This is a genomic window from Mesorhizobium humile, from assembly GCF_033977215.1.
GTDB lineage: Bacteria > Pseudomonadota > Alphaproteobacteria > Rhizobiales > Rhizobiaceae > Mesorhizobium > Mesorhizobium humile.
This window is the reverse complement of the sequence record NZ_JAVIIV010000009.1, coordinates 1-17,355: the sequence shown is the minus strand read 5'-3', so window position 1 is coordinate 17,355 and position 17,355 is coordinate 1. Positions and strand designations below refer to the sequence as shown.

At 63.5% G+C, this 17,355-nt stretch carries 20 protein-coding genes; 14 read left to right on the top strand and 6 right to left on the bottom strand.

Annotation, left to right across the window (positions count from 1 at the left end):
• Positions 1-129: 129 nt before the first annotated feature.
• Complete coding sequence (locus tag RFM52_RS15180; protein WP_320297268.1) at positions 130-2,271, top strand: sodium-translocating pyrophosphatase; 2,142 nt, start codon at positions 130-132, stop codon at positions 2,269-2,271.
• Positions 2,272-2,326: 55 nt separating this feature from the next.
• Here the strand turns inward: RFM52_RS15180 and RFM52_RS15175 are convergent, their stop codons facing one another.
• From RFM52_RS15175 to RFM52_RS15165, 3 genes are all read right to left on the bottom strand, one after another.
• Positions 2,327-3,319 carry a glycosyltransferase family 2 protein gene (locus RFM52_RS15175; RefSeq protein WP_320297267.1) on the bottom strand — a complete coding sequence of 331 codons (993 nt, stop codon included), beginning with the start codon at positions 3,317-3,319 and terminating at the stop codon, positions 2,327-2,329.
• 1 nt (position 3,320) lies between these two features.
• The gene (locus RFM52_RS15170; RefSeq protein ID WP_320297266.1) at positions 3,321-3,866 is read right to left on the bottom strand and encodes a dTDP-4-dehydrorhamnose 3,5-epimerase family protein; all 546 of its coding nucleotides are present in this window, start codon (positions 3,864-3,866) and stop codon (positions 3,321-3,323) included.
• A gap of 156 nt (positions 3,867-4,022) precedes the next feature.
• The gene (locus tag RFM52_RS15165) at positions 4,023-4,538 is read right to left on the bottom strand and encodes an outer membrane protein assembly factor BamE (RefSeq protein ID WP_320297265.1); all 516 of its coding nucleotides are present in this window, start codon (positions 4,536-4,538) and stop codon (positions 4,023-4,025) included.
• Between the two features lie 117 nt (positions 4,539-4,655).
• On the opposite strand from RFM52_RS15165, the gene RFM52_RS15160 reads away from it, so the two are divergent.
• The 7 genes from RFM52_RS15160 (at position 4,656) to RFM52_RS15130 (ending at position 9,434) form a co-directional block, all read left to right on the top strand.
• Positions 4,656-5,198: a ubiquinol-cytochrome C chaperone family protein gene (locus RFM52_RS15160; RefSeq protein WP_320297457.1), complete on the top strand. Its 543-nt coding sequence runs from the start codon at positions 4,656-4,658 to the stop codon at positions 5,196-5,198.
• Between the two features lie 11 nt (positions 5,199-5,209).
• Complete coding sequence (locus RFM52_RS15155) at positions 5,210-5,758, top strand: YceD family protein (RefSeq protein ID WP_320297264.1); 549 nt, start codon at positions 5,210-5,212, stop codon at positions 5,756-5,758.
• 130 nt (positions 5,759-5,888) lie between these two features.
• Positions 5,889-6,956, top strand: coding sequence for a phosphate acyltransferase PlsX (gene plsX, locus RFM52_RS15150; RefSeq protein WP_320297263.1), 1,068 nt, complete (start codon positions 5,889-5,891; stop codon positions 6,954-6,956).
• Positions 6,957-6,965: 9 nt separating this feature from the next.
• Entirely contained in the window at positions 6,966-7,937 is a 972-nt protein-coding gene (locus tag RFM52_RS15145; RefSeq protein ID WP_320297262.1) for a beta-ketoacyl-ACP synthase III, read from the top strand.
• A 105-nt stretch (positions 7,938-8,042) separates the two neighbouring features.
• Positions 8,043-8,366 (top strand): integration host factor subunit alpha, encoded by a 324-nt coding sequence (locus tag RFM52_RS15140; RefSeq protein WP_320233628.1) that lies wholly within the window; start codon positions 8,043-8,045, stop codon positions 8,364-8,366.
• 131 nt (positions 8,367-8,497) lie between these two features.
• Positions 8,498-9,037 carry a MerR family transcriptional regulator gene (locus RFM52_RS15135; protein WP_042640150.1) on the top strand — a complete coding sequence of 180 codons (540 nt, stop codon included), beginning with the start codon at positions 8,498-8,500 and terminating at the stop codon, positions 9,035-9,037.
• A 94-nt stretch (positions 9,038-9,131) separates the two neighbouring features.
• On the top strand, positions 9,132-9,434 hold the full coding sequence (locus RFM52_RS15130; protein ID WP_320297261.1) for an ElaB/YgaM/YqjD family protein: 303 nt from the start codon (positions 9,132-9,134) through the stop codon (positions 9,432-9,434).
• A 221-nt stretch (positions 9,435-9,655) separates the two neighbouring features.
• Here RFM52_RS15130 and RFM52_RS15125 read toward each other — a convergent pair whose 3' ends face one another.
• From RFM52_RS15125 to RFM52_RS15115, 3 genes are all read right to left on the bottom strand, one after another.
• Entirely contained in the window at positions 9,656-10,645 is a 990-nt protein-coding gene (locus RFM52_RS15125; RefSeq protein WP_320297260.1) for an ATP-grasp fold amidoligase family protein, read from the bottom strand.
• A 114-nt stretch (positions 10,646-10,759) separates the two neighbouring features.
• On the bottom strand, positions 10,760-10,972 hold the full coding sequence (locus RFM52_RS15120; RefSeq protein WP_320297259.1) for a hypothetical protein: 213 nt from the start codon (positions 10,970-10,972) through the stop codon (positions 10,760-10,762).
• Between the two features lie 221 nt (positions 10,973-11,193).
• Entirely contained in the window at positions 11,194-11,802 is a 609-nt protein-coding gene (locus tag RFM52_RS15115) for a hypothetical protein (protein ID WP_320297258.1), read from the bottom strand.
• 298 nt (positions 11,803-12,100) lie between these two features.
• On the opposite strand from RFM52_RS15115, the gene RFM52_RS15110 reads away from it, so the two are divergent.
• The 6 genes from RFM52_RS15110 to RFM52_RS15085 all read left to right on the top strand — a co-directional run.
• On the top strand, positions 12,101-12,367 hold the full coding sequence (locus RFM52_RS15110; protein ID WP_320297257.1) for a helix-turn-helix domain-containing protein: 267 nt from the start codon (positions 12,101-12,103) through the stop codon (positions 12,365-12,367).
• A 153-nt stretch (positions 12,368-12,520) separates the two neighbouring features.
• Positions 12,521-12,979: a YbaK/EbsC family protein gene (locus tag RFM52_RS15105; protein ID WP_320297256.1), complete on the top strand. Its 459-nt coding sequence runs from the start codon at positions 12,521-12,523 to the stop codon at positions 12,977-12,979.
• 304 nt (positions 12,980-13,283) lie between these two features.
• Positions 13,284-14,612, top strand: coding sequence for an NAD(P)H-dependent oxidoreductase (locus RFM52_RS15100; protein WP_320297255.1), 1,329 nt, complete (start codon positions 13,284-13,286; stop codon positions 14,610-14,612).
• 2 nt (positions 14,613-14,614) lie between these two features.
• The gene (locus RFM52_RS15095; protein ID WP_320297254.1) at positions 14,615-15,661 is read left to right on the top strand and encodes a thiamine pyrophosphate-dependent dehydrogenase E1 component subunit alpha; all 1,047 of its coding nucleotides are present in this window, start codon (positions 14,615-14,617) and stop codon (positions 15,659-15,661) included.
• Positions 15,661-16,659 (top strand): alpha-ketoacid dehydrogenase subunit beta, encoded by a 999-nt coding sequence (locus tag RFM52_RS15090; RefSeq protein WP_320297253.1) that lies wholly within the window; start codon positions 15,661-15,663, stop codon positions 16,657-16,659. The genes RFM52_RS15095 and RFM52_RS15090 overlap by 1 nt, the downstream gene beginning before the upstream one ends.
• A 3-nt stretch (positions 16,660-16,662) precedes the next feature.
• A partial coding sequence (locus tag RFM52_RS15085) for a biotin/lipoyl-containing protein (RefSeq protein ID WP_320327855.1) occupies positions 16,663-17,355 on the top strand: 693 nt, incomplete at its 3' end.

The following is a 17,355-nucleotide window of genomic DNA, read 5'->3' as shown; positions in this document are numbered from 1 at the left end:
ATCTTGACGTTCCAAGCCCTGTTTCGCATACACCCCAGCCAAGGGGTGGATTCCGTGCGCGGCACTCATCTCCGTTCCAACGGCCCAGGGAGGGGTTCTTTTGGGCCATCAATCGAGGAAAATCCGGCAATGACCATCATTACCGCCGTCATCGCCTGCGGCTTGCTGTCAGTTCTATACGCCATCTGGGCGACACGTTCGGTCCTTGCGTCCGATCAGGGCAATCAGCGCATGCAGGAAATCTCTGCCGCCATCCGCGAAGGCGCCCAGGCCTATCTGGCGCGCCAGTACACGACCATCGCGGTCGTCGGTATCGTCGTTCTCCTGCTTGCCTGGTGGCTGCTTTCGATCACCGCCGCTATCGGCTTCCAGATCGGCGCGGTGCTTTCGGGCGCCGCCGGCTTCATCGGCATGCATGTCTCGGTGCGCGCCAATGTGCGCACCGCGCAAGCCGCTTCGAACAGCCTCGCCGCCGGTCTCGACATCGCCTTCAAGTCGGGCGCCATCACCGGCATGCTGGTCGCGGGCCTGGCGCTCCTCGGCGTCTCGATCTACTACGCCATCCTGACCGGCCCGATGGGCCTGCAGCCGAACGACCGCGTCGTCATCGATTCGCTCGTCGCGCTCGGCTTCGGCGCCTCGCTGATCTCGATCTTCGCCCGTCTCGGCGGCGGCATCTTCACCAAGGGCGCCGACGTCGGCGGCGATCTCGTCGGCAAGGTTGAAGCCGGCATTCCGGAGGACGATCCGCGCAACCCGGCCACCATCGCCGACAATGTCGGCGACAATGTCGGCGACTGCGCCGGTATGGCCGCCGACCTGTTCGAGACCTATGCGGTGACCGTCGTCGCCACCATGGTGCTCGCCGCCATCTTCTTCGGCGGCACGGCCGCGCTGGGCGCGGCGATGCTCTATCCGCTGGCCATTTGCGGCGCCTGCATCCTGACCTCGATCGTCGGTACCTTCTTCGTCAAGCTCGGCGCCAACGGCTCGATCATGGGCGCGCTCTACAAGGGCCTTATCGTTACCGGCCTGCTGTCGATCGTCGGCCTCGCCATCGCCACCTCGGCCACGGTTGGCTGGGGCGAGATCGGCACCGTTGCCGGCATCGCCATCACCGGCAAGAACCTGTTCATCTGCGGCCTCATCGGCCTCGTGGTGACCGGTCTTATCGTGGTGATCACCGAATACTACACCGGCACCAACAAGCGTCCGGTGAACTCGATCGCCCAGGCGTCGGTGACCGGTCACGGCACCAACGTCATCCAGGGTCTCGCGGTCTCGCTGGAATCGACTGCGCTGCCGGCCATCGTCATCGTCGGCGGTATTATCGCCACCTACCAGCTCGGCGGCCTCTTCGGCACGGCTATCGCCGTCACCACGATGCTCGGCCTGGCCGGCATGATCGTGGCGCTCGACGCCTTCGGTCCGGTCACCGACAATGCCGGCGGCATTGCCGAAATGGCCGGCCTGCCCAAGGAAGTCCGCCACTCGACCGACGCGCTCGACGCCGTCGGCAACACCACCAAGGCGGTAACCAAAGGCTATGCCATCGGCTCGGCCGGCCTCGGCGCTCTGGTGCTGTTCGCCGCCTACTCGAACGACCTCAGGTTCTTTGCCGCCCATGGCGATAAGTATCCCTACTTCCAGGGTATGGGCGAGATCTCCTTCGATCTCTCCAATCCGTACGTCGTCGCCGGCCTGATCTTCGGCGGCCTGATCCCCTATCTGTTCGGCGGTATCGCCATGACCGCTGTCGGTCGCGCCGCCGGCTCGATCGTCGAGGAAGTGCGCAAGCAGTTCCGCGAGGACAAGGGCATCATGGCGGGCACCTCGAAGCCGAACTATGCGCGCGCCGTCGACATCCTGACCAGGGCGGCGATCCGCGAAATGATCATCCCGTCGCTGCTGCCGGTGCTGGCGCCGCTCGTCGTCTATTTCGGCGTGCTTCTGATCTCGGGCTCGAAGGCCTCGGCCTTCGCGGCGCTCGGCGCCTCGCTGCTCGGCGTCATCGTCAACGGCCTCTTCGTCGCCATCTCGATGACTTCCGGCGGCGGCGCCTGGGACAACGCCAAGAAGTCGTTCGAGGACGGCTTCACCGACAAGGATGGCGTCAAGCACCTCAAGGGCTCGGACGCGCACAAGGCGTCGGTCACCGGCGACACCGTCGGCGATCCCTACAAGGACACCGCGGGGCCTGCGGTCAATCCGGCGATCAAGATCACCAACATCGTCGCGCTGCTTCTGCTCGCCGTGCTCGCGCACGGCTGATTGCAGCCGCGGCTCGAAGGCAAGGCCCGCGGGATCGCTCCCGCGGGCCTTTTCCTTAAAGTGGGCCTTCCGGTCCTCCGTCGCTGCCGCGATAGCGAGCCAGCAACTCCTTCAAGCCCGGTTCGCGACCGGGCATTGGAGGCAGGCCACGTTTCCGCCGCAACATTTCGATGAACGCGCCGCGGCGGTAAAGACGGCGGAAGGTACGTGCCCGCGGGTGCACGCCAAGCATAGCCAGAAGCCTGCGTTTGAGGTAGCGGAAGCGCTTGAGAGGAACAGGTTCCTCGGCGTTGCCGAGAACCCTGACGCGCAACGCGTCTGGCGCGTTCATTGCGTCCATCAGTTCTTCCTGCTCCCGCGCCGTGTCTCGTGCATAGCTGCCTTCGCGCTTGCCCGAATGCAGCATGAGCACGGTTAGATGGGGCATTGTCGCAATCACCGCACCCTTGCGCCATGCACGGAACAGCCAGTCCTGGGAACTCTCGCAAACGCATTGGCTTGCCGGGCGCCATGGCCCCAGTCCTGGCAGCGACGTCCTCCGGATCATTTGCGCGGAGCCGAATCCGACTGTGGTGACTGGGTCATAGAAACCGCCCCGCCCCATCCCGAGGATCATGTGCCTGGAACCTTTGCTCGCGGCCGACTCGATGACTGCCCCTCGGGCGATCACCACGTCGGCGCCGGTGGCTTCGATCCAGCCGCACATGGACGCCAGATGGTCGGGAAACCAGAGATCGTCATGGTTCAAGATGGCAACGAAACGGCCGCGGGCCCGGGCAAAGCCGATATTGTTGGGCCCTGATTGCTCGCCGAAATTCACCGGAAGGTCGATATAGGAGATGCGGGCGTCTTCGAATGCGGCGACTGTGGTCGCGGTGTCCGCCCGACATGCGTCGCCGACGACGATCGCTTCCCAGTCCTGCATGGTCTGGGCCAGCAGGCTCTTCAGCGCCTGGCGCAGCACCGCCGGACGATTATGCGTCGCGATGACGACGGAAACCAGCGGCTCGAACCGTCCGGTTGGCGCGCGAGGGTCGGTGGGTTCCACGCTACACCAGCTTGTAGGGGATGTGCTCTGTGTCCGGCGGCAAGCGCCAATGGTCGGGTGCGTCATAGGCGTAAGCCTTGTCGACGAGGTTGAGCAGCAACGCCGTCTCCGGTCCGAGGGCGACGACCCCGTGCCAGACGCCCGGCGGAATGGTGACGATTGCCGGCCGCAAGGGGCCGACGATCTTGTGCCAAAGCGCGCCGAAACTGGGCGAGGCCTTGCGCCCATCGAAAAGCGATATTCGCACGCTGCCGGCGCAGCAAAACAGGCGGTCGAGGGTCGCCGCATGCGCGTGCCAGCCCGTCACCGCGCCCGGATACATCGTGCGCTGAAACACTTGCCCGACCGGCGATTGATCGAGAGCCCATTCCTCACGAAAGATCTCGGTCAGGTAGCCGTTGGACGTTGCAACGGAACTGATTTCCTTGACCCGGACGCCCTCGATTGCCGGAGGGTCGATTGCGAGCCAGCCGGGGGTCACGGTTGGCTGGTCAGGTGTGCCCGTGGCCATCCAGCCGTGCGGCCTTGGACGCTCATCGCTGGACATTTTCAAGCCCTCCCAACCCGGTCGGCTTGATAAGGGTTCACCTTGGAGATGACAAGCTGGACTATCCCAGGGATGGAAAAAAAGCCCGTGAGAGCGATCGCACGAGCTTTGTTGCCGCGACGAGAGAAGTCGCCGAAAACGGCGGTGCCGGAGGCCTCAGGGAGTGCCGCCGCCGGGGACGCCGGGCGCGAGCTTGCTGGCGCCATTGATGATCTGGCTCAGGAAGTTCTGGTCCTTGCCGCCGGTCGGCGTCGTCCGCGAGATGAAGTCGAAGACCTTGCCGTCCTTGAGGCCGTAATTGGCGATCTGGGTGACGCGGCCGTCGGCGCCGAAATAGACCGCCAGCACATGCTGGTCGATGATGCGGGGGTTGTCGAAGGCAACGTAGCGCTTGCGCGTTTGCGAGATGTAGTAGAAGGCCTCGTTGTCGAAGGTCGCCGTCGTCGACGGCGTGCCCAGCGCCAAAAGCACTTGTTCGCGGCTCGATCCGACCGGCACCGAATCGATCGCCTGCTGGTCGATGACGTAGCCTTTCGTCAGCGTCTCGCTTGGATGGAGATCACCGAACATCTTGGACGAATTGCAGGCGGAAAGCGCTGACACCATTACCAGCAGCGAAGCCACGCCCACTGGGGCGGACGCAAAGAACGACTTGAATTTCAGCGCACCCAACAACAATTCTCCATCACATCCCCGCAACTTGCGCTGGGCCGCAAAACCGGTAAACCAGCTTGCATGCCGATGCAACAAGGCCAAATTAAACAACAGGTCCCCGGGAGACCGCCCTCAATGTTCCAGCGCCTTTTTGGCCGCGAACGCAATGCCAACCGCGCTATCACCGAGGCGCTCTACGCACAAATCGTGGCGGCGGCGCGGCAAACGGTGTTTTATTCCGACTGGAATGTGCCGGATACGCCGCTCGGCCGCTTCGAGATGTTGTCGCTGCACATGTATCTCGTCCAGCACCGGCTGCGTGGCGAGCAAGGTGTGGCCGCCGAGGTCGCGCAAGTGCTGATCGACGAGTTCTTCCTCGATGTCGAGCATTCGTTGCGCGAACTTGGCATCAGCGATGTCGGCGTGCCCAAACGCATGAAGAAGCTGGCAAAGATGTTTTACGGCCGTACGGCCGCTTATGACGACGCGCTCAGGGAAAACGACCGAGTGGCGCTTGCGGCGGCGCTCGCCCGCAACGTCAGGCCGGACTCCGGCTCCTGGCCGCAGGCGTCGCTGCTGGCGGACTATGTCTGTGAGGCTTGCCAAAAGCTTGCCGCGCAGCCGACCGAATCGATCACCGCCGGCACCGCCGCGTTCCCGGCCGCCGGGGCCGCGTGAAGGAGGCCGCGATGAAAGACGACGAATTGCGCAGCCCCGTATCCTTTGTCGCCAATGTCGCGCGGTTGCCGCAGAAGGGCCTGCCTGTCCTGGTCGAGGCCGATGAGCGCCAGCGCGAAGCGCTTGCCGCCCAATATGAGTTGCTTTCGGTCGAAAGCTATCGCGCCGAGCTGCTAGTGGCTTCCTGGAAGCGCAATGGCGTCAAGGTCACCGGTCGCGTCCAAGCCGACATCACGCAAGCCTGCATCGTCACGCTCGATCCGGTGACCGCGCATATCGACGAGCCCGTCGAGGCGCTGTTCCTGCCCGAGCAGTCGAAGCTTGGGCGCGAGGGTTTCGAAGGCGGCGGCGAGATCATCCTCGACGCCGACGGGCCGGACAGTCCGGAGACATTTTCCGGCGACGCCATCGACGTCGGCGCGCTGGCCGAACAGTTTTTCGGCCTGGCGATCGACCCCTATCCGCGCAAGGCGGGGGCCTCGCTCGACGTCGCCGGCGACGATCAGCCCGAGGAAAGCGATTTCCAGAAAAAGCTGCGTTCGCTGCTTGGAAAATCCTGAGAGTGGTGCGGATTTTGGAAAAGCTGGTTGTGTGCAGGCGCAAAACCGCTATTTTCGCCGAACCTTCGCGAGCCCCCTTACCCTGGCAGGCGTCCGCCGCAAGCCATGCAAACCGTGAGAAAAGCACTACGTGATCAGGATTTCCATCGATGCCATGGGCGGCGATCACGGACCGAGCGTGGTCATCCCGGCGCTGATGACGGTTGCCATCCGCCGCCCGGACATCCGCTTCGTCATCTATGGCCGCGAGGACGTGGTGCGTCCCGAACTCGCCAAGTTCCCGAAACTCGCCGAGATAAGCGAATTCGTCCATTGCGAGATCGCCGTGCGCATGGACGACAAGCCGAGCCAGGCGCTGCGCCATGGCCGCTGGAAGTCGTCGATGTGGAAGGCCGTCGAAGCGGTCAAGAACGGCGGCGCGCAGGCCTGCATCTCGGCAGGCAACACCGGCGCGCTGATGGCGATGTCGAAATTCTGCCTGCGCACCATGGCCACGATCGAGCGCCCGGCGATCGCGGCGCTGTGGCCGACGACGCGCGGCGAGAGCGTGGTGCTGGACGTCGGCGCCACCATCGGCGCGGACGCGCACCAGCTTATCGATTTCGCCATTCTGGGCACCGGCATGGCGCGCTCGGTGTTCGGCATCGATCGGCCGAGCGTCGGTCTGCTCAATGTCGGCGTCGAGGAGATCAAGGGCCAGGAAGAGGTCAAGGAAGCCGGCCGCATGCTGCGCGAGGCCAACATGGCCTCGATGAATTATCGCGGCTTCGTCGAGGGCGACGATATCGGCAAGGGCACGGTCGACGTGGTGGTTACCGAGGGTTTTGCCGGCAACATCGCGCTCAAGACCGCCGAGGGCACCGCAAGACAGATCGCCGGCTATCTGCGCGCCGCCATGAGCCGCACGCTCATGGCCAAGATCGGCTATGTCTTCGCCAAGGGCGCCTTCGACAGGCTGCGCGAAAAGATGGATGTCGGGCGCTCCAACGGCGGCGTCTTCCTGGGGTTGAACGGCATCGTGGTGAAGAGCCATGGCGGCGCCGATTCGGACGGCTTCGCGGCCGCCATCGAACTGGGCTATGACATGGTGCGCAACAATCTGCTTGACCGGATCGAGGCCGACCTCGATCTGTTCCATGCGCGTAACCCGACCGCGCAGGCAAACAGGAAGTCCGGCGTCGCCGGCTCCGAGGAATAGGAAAGAGCCTTGATCAGATCAGTCGTGCGCGGCAACGGTGCCGCGCTGCCACGCCGCATCATGAAGAATGCCGACTTCGAAGGCATGGTCGAAACCTCCGACGAGTGGATCGTCCAGCGCACCGGCATTCGCCAGCGCCACGTCGCTGCCGACGACGAGACGACGGCCTCGCTTGGCGAAGCCGCGGCGCGCGCTGCGCTCGACAGCGCCGGCATGACGCCCACCGATATCGACCTCATCATCCTGGCGACCTCGACGCCCAACAACACGTTCCCGGCGACCGCTGTCGAAATCCAGAACCGGCTCGGCATGCATCACGGCTTCGCCTTCGACATGCAGGCCGTGTGCTCGGGCTTCGTCTATGCCGTCGCCACCGCCGACCTTTATATCCGTGGCGGGCTGGCCAAACGCGTCCTGGTGATCGGTTCGGAGACCTTTTCGCGCATCCTAGACTGGAACGACCGTTCGACCTGCGTGCTGTTCGGCGACGGCGCCGGCGCGGTGGTTCTGGAGGCCGGGGAGGGAACCGGCGCCATTGCCGATCGCGGCGTGCTGGCGGCGAGCCTGCGCTCCGACGGCGTGCACAAGGACAAGCTCTTCGTCGACGGCGGTCCTTCGACCACGGGGACCGTCGGCCATCTGAGGATGGAAGGCCGCGAAGTGTTCAAGCATGCCGTCGGCATGATCACCGATGTCATCGAGGCGACCTTCGGCGAGGCCGGCATAACGGCCGGGGACCTCGACTGGTTCGTGCCGCATCAGGCCAATAAACGGATTATTGACGCTTCCGCCAAGAAGCTCGGGATTGCCGAGCAGAAAGTGGTGGTCACCGTCGATTTACACGGTAACACCTCGGCTGCCTCGGTGCCGCTCGCTTTGTCGGTGGCGGTCGCCGACGGCCGCATCAAGAAGGGCGACCTTGTGCTTCTCGAGGCGATGGGTGGAGGTTTCACCTGGGGCGCGGTATTGCTTCGCTGGTAAGTGCCGAACTCGCCGGTTCGGTTCTTGACCTTGCCGGATCAATTACTTAGGCTCAGCCTTTACCTGTATCGATTTATTTTTTTAGCGAGCTGATGGGACGGTCGCATGGGGGGAAAGACACTTACGCGTGCCGACCTTGCTGAAGCCGTTTACCGGAAGGTTGGCTTGTCGCGAACTGAATCCGCGGAGCTGGTCGAGGCTGTCCTGGATGAGATCTGCGAGGCCATCGTTCGCGGCGAGACGGTGAAGCTGTCGTCCTTCGCCACCTTCCATGTCCGTTCCAAGAACGAGCGCGTCGGCCGCAACCCCAAGACGGGCGAGGAAGTGCCGATTCTGCCGCGCCGGGTGATGACGTTCAAATCGTCGAACGTGCTCAAGAGCCGGATCCTGCGTTCGCACCAGAACAGCAAGGGCAAGGGCGGCAAGTAGTTTGCTGGCGAATGCGGTTGAAAACCGCCGGCCGTTTTGAAGCCGGGCTTGAATATCGTTTCATAAATCGCTGAAATAAGGGGCGATTCGGCACCATGCCCGGATCGCGGTCCAGTGTGGAGGATTGGCCCATGGACAAGAGCCCGGATGCTTTCCGCACCATCAGCGAAGTCGCGGAAGATCTCGATCTGCCGCAGCACGTGCTGCGTTTCTGGGAGACGCGCTTCACCCAGATCAAGCCGATGAAGCGTGGCGGCGGCCGGCGTTACTACCGACCGCAGGACGTCGAGCTGATCAAGGGCATCCGGCATATGCTCTACGATCAGGGCTATACGATCAAAGGCGTGCAGAAGCTGTTGCGCGAGAACGGCAACCATTTTCTGGTCGCCATCGGCAATGGCGACATGGCCGCAGTGGAGGCTATCGCCCAGCGCCGCCAGGCCGAGCAGGTGCCGCTGACGGCGGCCGCGCAGCCGCGCGGCGACGAAGACGCGCTGGTCGGCCAGCCGAAGGTGAAGCCCAGTCGTCGGTTCTTTGGTCTCGGTAAGAGCGACGACGAAGGTCCGGTACAACCAGACGCTTCGAAATTGTCGCGTGACAACCGCGCCTTGCTGCAGGAGGCGCTGTTCGACCTCTTGGAATGCAAGCGCCTGCTCGACCAGGTTCGTTGAACGGTCATTATCCCAGTTGATGCCGCGCGGTCGGCCCGCCGGAACTGGCTCGTCGTCCGCGCGTTAGGCCTTCTCGAAGAGAAGGACAACAAGCATGGCATCGTTCTCGACCCTCTCCGACCTGGATATCGACAAGCAGGTCGCGGCGCTTTCGCGACAATTGCACGACCTCAGGAAGGTTCTGGCCAGGCGTGGTGACGACTATTACGAGGATAGCCGCGAGGCGGCGTCCGACTATTATTCGCAACTTGCTGATCGCCTCCACGAGGCCCTGCCGGCAATCCGGCGCAGGGGCAGGGTGATCGAGCGAACGGCGCGCGATCACCCGGCGACGGCCGCTGCAGTCGGGCTGGTCGTGGTCGGATTGCTTGCGGGCCTTTTGATCAGCCGGCGCTGATCGATCGACGCGATTGAAACAGAAATGGCGGCCGTCCTCGACGACCGCCATTTTCGTGCCCTGTGGTTTCAGGCGATCAGTTCGCCAGCTTGAGCCGGGTCTTCGCCGTTTTTGTCGGTGGTGTCGGTACAGATGCTCCTGCGGCACCAGGCACGAGCCATGGCCCTTACAGATCGCGCGGCCGTCGCGCGATTTTTCTCGTTTGACCGGCGAGTCAGTGTTCAGCCGTCAAAATTATCGGTGCCGCGCATCGCGCATCTGGCACGCAGCGCCTCGGCATAGAAGCGGCTCACTCCGCGATGCCGACGCCTGAGGTAGGCCGAGTCCTCAAGCCGCCACAGCCGTGCGAGTTGCTCGGCGATTGCAGGATTGGTCCATGTGCCGTAGCCGGCGGCGGAATAGATGCAGATTTCACCGGCATAGAGACCCTTGTCCGTGACCAGGAAATCGATCCTGGCATGATCGAGGTCTCCGGCGATATGGGGCGCCAGCGCTATCGCTTGCCGGACAAGGTCGAGCAGGGCGGGACCGACCGGCAGGAATTGGTCCTCACGCGGGTAGTCAGGGTCGCGTCCGGGTAGCGGACGCCCGTCGCCATCGAACAGATGCGAGCGCTCGGCGAGCTTGTCCTCGGCCCAGACATGGCTGATGTCGCCGCTGCAGACATGAACCTTGATGTCGGTGGCGATCGTTCTGCCGCTGAGTTTCAGCCGCTCCTCGACGAGAACGACGGGGGCGATTGGCCAATAGGCCCATTCGCCGCTACGCCGCCCGAAGCGTTTCGTAAGCCACCGCCTTGTCTTGCGCACGATCTCCGCCCGCCCGGGCTGGCCGTCGGAAACGAAGAGGTTCATTTCGCAGCCATGGTTGGTTTTAACGACGACTTGGCCGGCAAGCAGTGCCGCCGGTATGTCTTCCGGATTGCTGCCGGACCACAGCGTTTCAGGCACCGGCAACTCAGGACAGGCGGCGCGGATATGAGCCTTTGCCGCCAGCTTGTCGGTCAGCGTCACGAACAGCGGATTGTGGTCGACGATCTTCCGCCACAGCATCAGCTCGTTGTAGCGCGTTGGGGCGGCTGGGTTCGGCAGATAGCCAAGTCTCATGGCGAAGCGGGCAACGAGAACCGGATGGCGAAGGGTCAGCAAGATTCGAGCGGCCATCAGCACCAGGCGGTGTCTGGCCGGAAGGTCGGCGCTGGCCTCCTCCATCAGACACATTCCGGAGCGTGGTGCGGCATCACCGGATGCTAAAGCAGAAAAATTCCGATGGGGAGGCCGGACCGCGCAACAAGCGAAGGCCTGCCCATCGGCAAAAGCGAAAGGTCAGTACTTCTTCGGAGCCATCTTCTTGTGGTGGTGATGATGATGGTGATGGTGATGGTGGTGATGATGATGCCAACGATGATGCCTGTGGTGATGACGATGATGATGATGCTTCTTCATCGGAGCTGCATCAGCGCTGGTGGCGCCCAGGATCGGCATGGTGAACGCCAGGGCCAGAGCCAGCCCGAGCGCTGAGAGAAGGGACTTCTTCATGACTCGTTTCCTTGTTAAGCGGGCGTTCCGGATGCACCGGATCAAATCCGGGACCCAAGCCTCGCAACAAGGACTATCCTCCTGGTTTTTTTCGACAATTTTTCCCAACTGTAGATTTTTGTTTCTGGATTGTTTCCGGGAAGCCCGTTGCGTCGCGCCCCCGCCCCGAAGGACGAGGATTGCGCGATCTTCTGGAAATCCAGAGACGCGGCCGCCTGGCCTTACATGGGCGGCGCGATGCCGTGATTTCCGACCACGACCCGGTTGGCGACGAGCTTGCCGTCGCCGCCGCGCTCGGCGTTGACGAACACCGCGATGCCAGGCGTCAGATCCGCCGGCGTGGCGGCGGCGAATGTCACGATCGGCGTCGTCTGCGGGATCGCGATCTGCTTCTTCTGGCCGTTGTCATAGGTGAGCGTGACCGAGCGGCCCTGGATCTCGGTGACGTCGGCGACGGTGCCGTTGGTCATGCGGCTGTTGGGCTGCAAATCCCAGTCGCGGTCGCCTTCGCCCGTGCCCTTAAGCGCGGCCGGGAAGATCACGACCTCAAGCGCGCCGCTGCCGCCATCGGCCTTGGACACCGAGGCGATGCCGAGAAAATCGCCCTGCTTGATATCGGCTGCCGATGCCTTCGCGACCCCCGAGATCTTCCAGCCGCCGGCAAGCGTGATCGCGTCGGTTTTGCCATCGCGGTCCTTCACCGTCAGCTTCGATCCGGCAACGCTGACGACGCTGCCTCGAATGCGCGTGACGTCCACCGCCTGCGCATGCGTCGCGCTGATGACGCTTGAGATTGTGCCGAGCACAATTGCGAACGATTTCAAATCCATGGCATTCGATCCTTCCGTGAAGTGCCCGGCGCGCGGGTTTCGGCTGCCGGTGACGGCGAGCTAACGAATAGAGGCGTCGAAAATGCCGGCGAATCCGGCCGCCGCCCTTCAAAAGAACTTGATTGAGCGCCGCGCGGCCTTACATGTACGAAGCCCGAGGCATTAGGCCAAAACGCGCTTCACGATGGCGTGACGCCGTACCGGTGCTCTTGGCAAATCATTTGTTAACGAGCATTCTCCCGCCCGTCTCAGGCAACGCCACATTTCATCCGACCTGTTTCACCTTTAAGGAGTTGCCATGCCCAACACCGTACGAAACGCTGTTGCCAATGACATCATTGCCGCGTCCGGCCTCAATCCATTGAAAGCCGCTCGCGAAACGAGGGGATACACGATCGAGGAGCTTTCTCTGACCTGCGGCCTGGCCGTGGGCGAGATCGTCGACATCGAGGACGGCAAGGACGCCGACCCCGCCAAGCTTCGCCGCATCGCTTCCGCGCTGCAAATGCCGGAAGAGGAATTGATCAGGGTGCCGTCCACAGAGAATCGGCCCACGCAGCAATAGAGGCGCCAGAAGCGTCAATTCAGGAGCCCGCCGCGGTTTGTCCCGGCGGGCTTTTTAGTGCCTGCGAGGCGCAGGCGCTGGCTCTTGCCAATAATGGCCGCGCCATGCGATTCGCCCATCGCTGCTGTCCGACAGACCTGACGAGGGTTCATCATGAGCTTGGAATCGGTTCACGCCTTCTTTGCCGAGCACGCGCCGGACGTGGAGGTCGTCGTCACCGAGGCAAGCTCGGCCACTGTCGCGCTGGCAGCCGAAGCCCATGGCGTCACGCCGGCACAGATCGCCAAGACGATCTGCCTGCGCGTCGGCGAGGAGACCATGCTGGTCGTGACCAGCGGCATCGCCAGGCTCGACAACCGCAAATTCAAGGACAGGATGGGCGGTAAGCCGCGCATGCTCAGCGGCGAGGAGGTGCTGGCAGTCACCAGCCATCCGCCGGGCGGCGTCTGTCCGTTCGGTCTGCCGGCGCCGCTGCCCGTTTATTGCGATCTGTCGCTCAAGGCTTTCGACGAAGTCGTTCCGGCGGCCGGCGCGACAAATGCCGCAGTGCGCATCACGCCGCAGCGCATGGCCGATCTGGTTGGCGCCGTTTGGGTTGACGTTTGCCAGTAACAATTGCCACCCGAAGCAATTCCCGGAAAAGTGCGTAGCGGTTTTCCGGCCGGAATTGCGTCAAACAAGAGACAGATATCTCTTCATGGTTCGTCGAGGGCCATGGCGCGGTTTTGACCGACATTCGGCCGCGGCTGTTCGCTTCTACAGGCGTCCGCTGCCCGTGCCTTTCGCCGTTGCGCCTCGAGCAATTGGAAAAGCGTCGACCAATGCCCAAAACCTGGACATTAGTCTTGACAGAAATACATATGTTCAATACCGGTCAAGCAACCGAACAGCATGCGACATGGGAGGAATACACGGTATGGCATCCAACATTTCGTTGACGGGCCTTGCCCGCGACCTTGAGGAACGAGCCAAGTCCGGCAAGCCCATCCGCATCGGCCTGATCGGCTCCGGCGAAATGGGCACCGACATCGTCACCCGCGTCGCCCACATGTCCGGCATCGAGATCGGCGCCATTTCCGAACTCAACCTGCCGGCGGCCAGCAAGGCCGTCGACATCGCTTTCCAGGAAACCGGACACGCGCGGGAAGTGTCGACCGCCTCGGCGATGAATTCGGCCATGGAGGCCGGCAAGATCGCCGTCACCAACGATTCCAGCCTGGTCATCGGCAACGACTTGATCGACGTCGTCATCGACGCGACCGGCGTTCCGGCCGTCGGCGCCGAGATCGGCCTGCGCGCCATGGAGCATGGCAAGCACCTGGTGATGATGAATGTCGAGGCCGACGTCACCATCGGAGCCTATCTCAAGAGCGAGGCCGACCGGCTGGGCGTCACCTATTCGCTGGGCGCCGGCGACGAGCCGTCTTCCTGCATGGAGCTGATCGAGTTCGTCTCGGCCATGGGCCATCCGATCGTGGCCGCGGGCAAGGGCAAGAACAACCCGCTCAACATCGACGCCACGCCTCCGGATTATGAGGAGGAAGCGAAGCGCCGGCATATGAATGTGCGCATGCTGGTCGAGTTCGTCGATGGTTCGAAGACCATGGTCGAGATGGCGGCGATCGCCAACGCGACCGGGCTGGTCCCTGACAAGCCCGGCATGCACGGTCCGGCCGCGACGCTGGGCGAATTGTCGAAGGTGCTGGTGCCTGAGAAGGACGGCGGCGTGCTGTCGAAGGTCGGCGTGGTCGACTATTCGATCGGCAAGGGTGTTGCGCCGGGCGTCTTCGTCGTCGCCGACATGTCGCATCCGCGCATTTCGGAGCGCATGGAAGACCTGAAGATGGGCAAGGGCCCGTATTTCACCTTCCATCGCCCCTATCACCTGACCTCGCTTGAAGTGCCGCTCACCTGCGCCCGTGTCGTGCTTTACGGCAAGGCCGACATGGTGCCGCTGGCCAAGCCCGTGGCCGAGGTCTGTGCGGTCGCCAAGAAGGATTTGAAGCCCGGCGACAAGCTCGATGCCATCGGCGAGTATTGCTATCGCGCCTGGATCATGACGGCCCCGGAGGCCCATGCGGCCCGCGCGGTTCCCTGCGGCCTGCTGCAGGGCGGCTCGGTCACCGCACCGATCAAGAAGGGCGAGCTCATCACCTATGCCAACGCGGCGCCCGCGCCGGGCTCGAAGATCGCCGAGCTGCGCGCCCGCCAGGACAAGCTCGTTTACGGCGCTGTGGAGGCGTGATCATGGCTGGAGCCAGCAAAGCCGTCGTGGCCGGCAAAGCCGTCCTGGATAGCCGGGCCAACCTGCCTTTCGTCTATCGCCAGTACAGCCCGGAGCAGCTGAGAGCGGTGCTTCATAAGATGTACCTCATCCGCCGCTTCGAAGAGGGCGCGGAAGAGTGCTACACACGCGGCCTCATCCACGGCACGATGCACCTGTCGATCGGCCAGGAAGCGAGCGCCATGGGCATCTGCATGCCGCTCGCCGAGGACGACCAGATCACCTCGACGCATCGCGGCCATGGCCATTGCATCGCCAAGGGCGCCGAAGTCAGCCGCATGTTCGCCGAGTTCTTCGGCAAGACCACGGGTTACTGCAAGGGCCGTGGCGGCTCCATGCATATCGCCGATGTCGCCAAGGGCAATCTCGGCGCCAACGGCATCGTCGCCGGCGGCATTCCGATCGCGGTGGGCGCGGGGCTCTCGTCCAAGATGATGAAGACCGGCAAGGTCGTGGTCTCCTTCTTCGGCGACGGCGCCAACAATGAGGGCGCCTTCCACGAAGCGCTGAACATGGCGGCGATCTGGAAGCTGCCGGTGATCTTCGTGTGCGAGAACAACGGCTACGGCATGTCGACCTCGACGGCACGCTCGACCGCGGTGAAGAACATCGCCGAGCGGGCGGCCGCCTATTCGATGCCCGGCGTCATCGTCAACGGCAATATCTTCTCCGAGGTGGCCGAGGCGTCCTTCAAGGCCGTCGAGCGGGCGCGTGCGGGCGAGGGACCGACGCTGATCGAATCCAAGACCTACCGGCATCGCGGCCATTCCAAGAGCGACCGCAACCGCTACCGCACCAAGGAAGAGATCGAGGATTGGATGGCGAACCGCGATCCGATCACGCTGTTCGAGACCGAGCTGCGCGATTTCGGCTTCATCGACGACCAGGGTATCCAGGCGATCCGCGACGCGGTCACCAAGGAGATCGCCGACGGCATCGAGTTCGCCAAGGCGAGCCCGGCGCCCGAGATCGCCACCCTTCAGAACTATGTTTACACGGAGCATGCGTGATGGACGCCGCGGTGCGTGAACTGAGCTACGCCCAGGCGATCCAGGAAGCCATGGCGATCGCCATGGACATGGACGAACGCGTCTTCCTGATGGGCGAGGATATCGGCGTCTATGGCGGCGCCTTCCAGGTGACCGGCGACCTGGTCGAGCGCTACGGCGCCGACCGGGTGATCGACACCCCGATTTCGGAATTGGGCGGCGCCGGCGTCGCGGTAGGCGCTGCCGTCACCGGCATGCGGCCGATCTTCGAATTCCAGTTCTCGGATTTCGCCACGCTCGGCATGGAGCAGATCGTCAACCAGGCGGCCAAGATGCGCTTCATGCTCGGCGGCGAGGTCTCGGTGCCGGTGGTGATGCGTTTCCCTGCCGGCTCCGGCACGGGTGCCGCCGCACAGCACAGCCAGAGCCTCGAAGCCTGGCTCGGCCATGTGCCTGGCCTCAAGGTCATCCAGCCGGCAACGCCGCACGATGCCAAGGGCATGCTGCTTGCCGCGGTCGCCGATCCGGACCCGGTCATGATCTTCGAGCACAAGCTGCTCTACAAGATGAAGGGCCATGTGCCGGAAGGCCATTACACGGTTCCGATCGGCAAGGCCGAGATCCGCCGTGAAGGCCGCGACCTCACCGTCGTCGCGACGTCGATCATGGTGCAGAAGGCGCTCGACGCCGCTGCGGCGCTGGAAGGCGAGGGCATCGACATCGAAGTGGTCGACCTGCGCACGATCCGCCCGATCGACCGGCAGACCGTTATCGACAGCGTGAAGAAGACCTCGCGCCTGCTCTGCGTCTACGAAGCGGTGAAGACGCTCGGCATCGGCGCGGAAGTGAGCGCGCTCGTCGCCGAAAGCGAGGCGTTCGACTATCTCGATGCGCCGATCGTGCGCCTTGGCGGCGCCGAGACGCCGATCCCCTACAATCCGGATCTGGAAAAGGCGACGGTGCCGCAGGTTCCCGACATCATCACTGCTGCCCGCGACCTCGTGAAAGGGGTCCGCTGAGCGATGCCGACAGAGGTCATTCTTCCCAAGGTCGACATGGACATGGCGACCGGACAGATCTCGCGCTGGTTTGCCGAGGAGGGGGCTCACGTCAAGAAGGGCGATGTGCTCTTTGAGATTGAGACCGACAAGGCGGCGATGGAGATCGACGCCCCTGCCAGCGGCACGCTGCGCAATGTGACAGGCAAGGAGCGCGTCGACATCCCGGTCGGTGAGCCTGTGGCTTGGATCTATGCTGACGACGAGGTTTATGCGTCTGAGAACAAGGCTCCAATCTCCCCCCAAGTGGGGGCGCTGTCGGCAAAGCCGACAGAGGGGGGCGCTGTCCCTCCGGCCTCTCAGCCTGTCGCGCCCCCGTCTGCGCTGCCGGCCATATCCCGCACAAGTGGAGATATCAGCCAATCGCCGACCGGCGAACGCGCGACGCCGCTTGCGCGCCGCCTGGCCCGCGAGGCAGGTCTTATGATTGCCGATATACGAGGCAGTGGCCCTCGCGGTCGTGTGGTGCGCGCCGATGTAGAGGCCGCAGTCGCCGCGAAGGGCTCAGCTACACTTGAGCAGCCGGCCGAGATCACGTCGCCGGCCTTGGCTGAAATCACGTCAGCCGCTTCAGCCCCACCCAAATCGATGTCGGACGACCAGGTGCTGAAGCTGTTCGCCGAAGGCTCCTATGAGCTCGTGCCGCATGACAACATG

What these genes read in the sequence shown, in the direction of transcription:
- RFM52_RS15180 (WP_320297268.1), top strand. Translation starts at nt 130, where the DNA reads ATGACCATCATTACCGCCGTCATCGCCTGCGGCTTGCTGTCAGTTCTA.
- RFM52_RS15110 (WP_320297257.1), top strand. Translation starts at nt 12,101, where the DNA reads ATGCCCAACACCGTACGAAACGCTGTTGCCAATGACATCATTGCCGCG.
- RFM52_RS15135 (WP_042640150.1), top strand. Translation starts at nt 8,498, where the DNA reads ATGGACAAGAGCCCGGATGCTTTCCGCACCATCAGCGAAGTCGCGGAA.
- RFM52_RS15140 (WP_320233628.1), top strand. Translation starts at nt 8,043, where the DNA reads ATGGGGGGAAAGACACTTACGCGTGCCGACCTTGCTGAAGCCGTTTAC.
- RFM52_RS15130 (WP_320297261.1), top strand. Translation starts at nt 9,132, where the DNA reads ATGGCATCGTTCTCGACCCTCTCCGACCTGGATATCGACAAGCAGGTC.
- RFM52_RS15120 (WP_320297259.1), bottom strand. Translation starts at nt 10,972, where the DNA reads ATGAAGAAGTCCCTTCTCTCAGCGCTCGGGCTGGCTCTGGCCCTGGCG.
- RFM52_RS15100 (WP_320297255.1), top strand. Translation starts at nt 13,284, where the DNA reads ATGGCATCCAACATTTCGTTGACGGGCCTTGCCCGCGACCTTGAGGAA.
- RFM52_RS15105 (WP_320297256.1), top strand. Translation starts at nt 12,521, where the DNA reads ATGAGCTTGGAATCGGTTCACGCCTTCTTTGCCGAGCACGCGCCGGAC.
- RFM52_RS15090 (WP_320297253.1), top strand. Translation starts at nt 15,661, where the DNA reads ATGGACGCCGCGGTGCGTGAACTGAGCTACGCCCAGGCGATCCAGGAA.
- RFM52_RS15160 (WP_320297457.1), top strand. Translation starts at nt 4,656, where the DNA reads ATGTTCCAGCGCCTTTTTGGCCGCGAACGCAATGCCAACCGCGCTATC.
- RFM52_RS15125 (WP_320297260.1), bottom strand. Translation starts at nt 10,645, where the DNA reads ATGGAGGAGGCCAGCGCCGACCTTCCGGCCAGACACCGCCTGGTGCTG.
- RFM52_RS15155 (WP_320297264.1), top strand. Translation starts at nt 5,210, where the DNA reads ATGAAAGACGACGAATTGCGCAGCCCCGTATCCTTTGTCGCCAATGTC.
- RFM52_RS15095 (WP_320297254.1), top strand. Translation starts at nt 14,615, where the DNA reads ATGGCTGGAGCCAGCAAAGCCGTCGTGGCCGGCAAAGCCGTCCTGGAT.
- RFM52_RS15115 (WP_320297258.1), bottom strand. Translation starts at nt 11,802, where the DNA reads ATGGATTTGAAATCGTTCGCAATTGTGCTCGGCACAATCTCAAGCGTC.
- RFM52_RS15170 (WP_320297266.1), bottom strand. Translation starts at nt 3,866, where the DNA reads ATGTCCAGCGATGAGCGTCCAAGGCCGCACGGCTGGATGGCCACGGGC.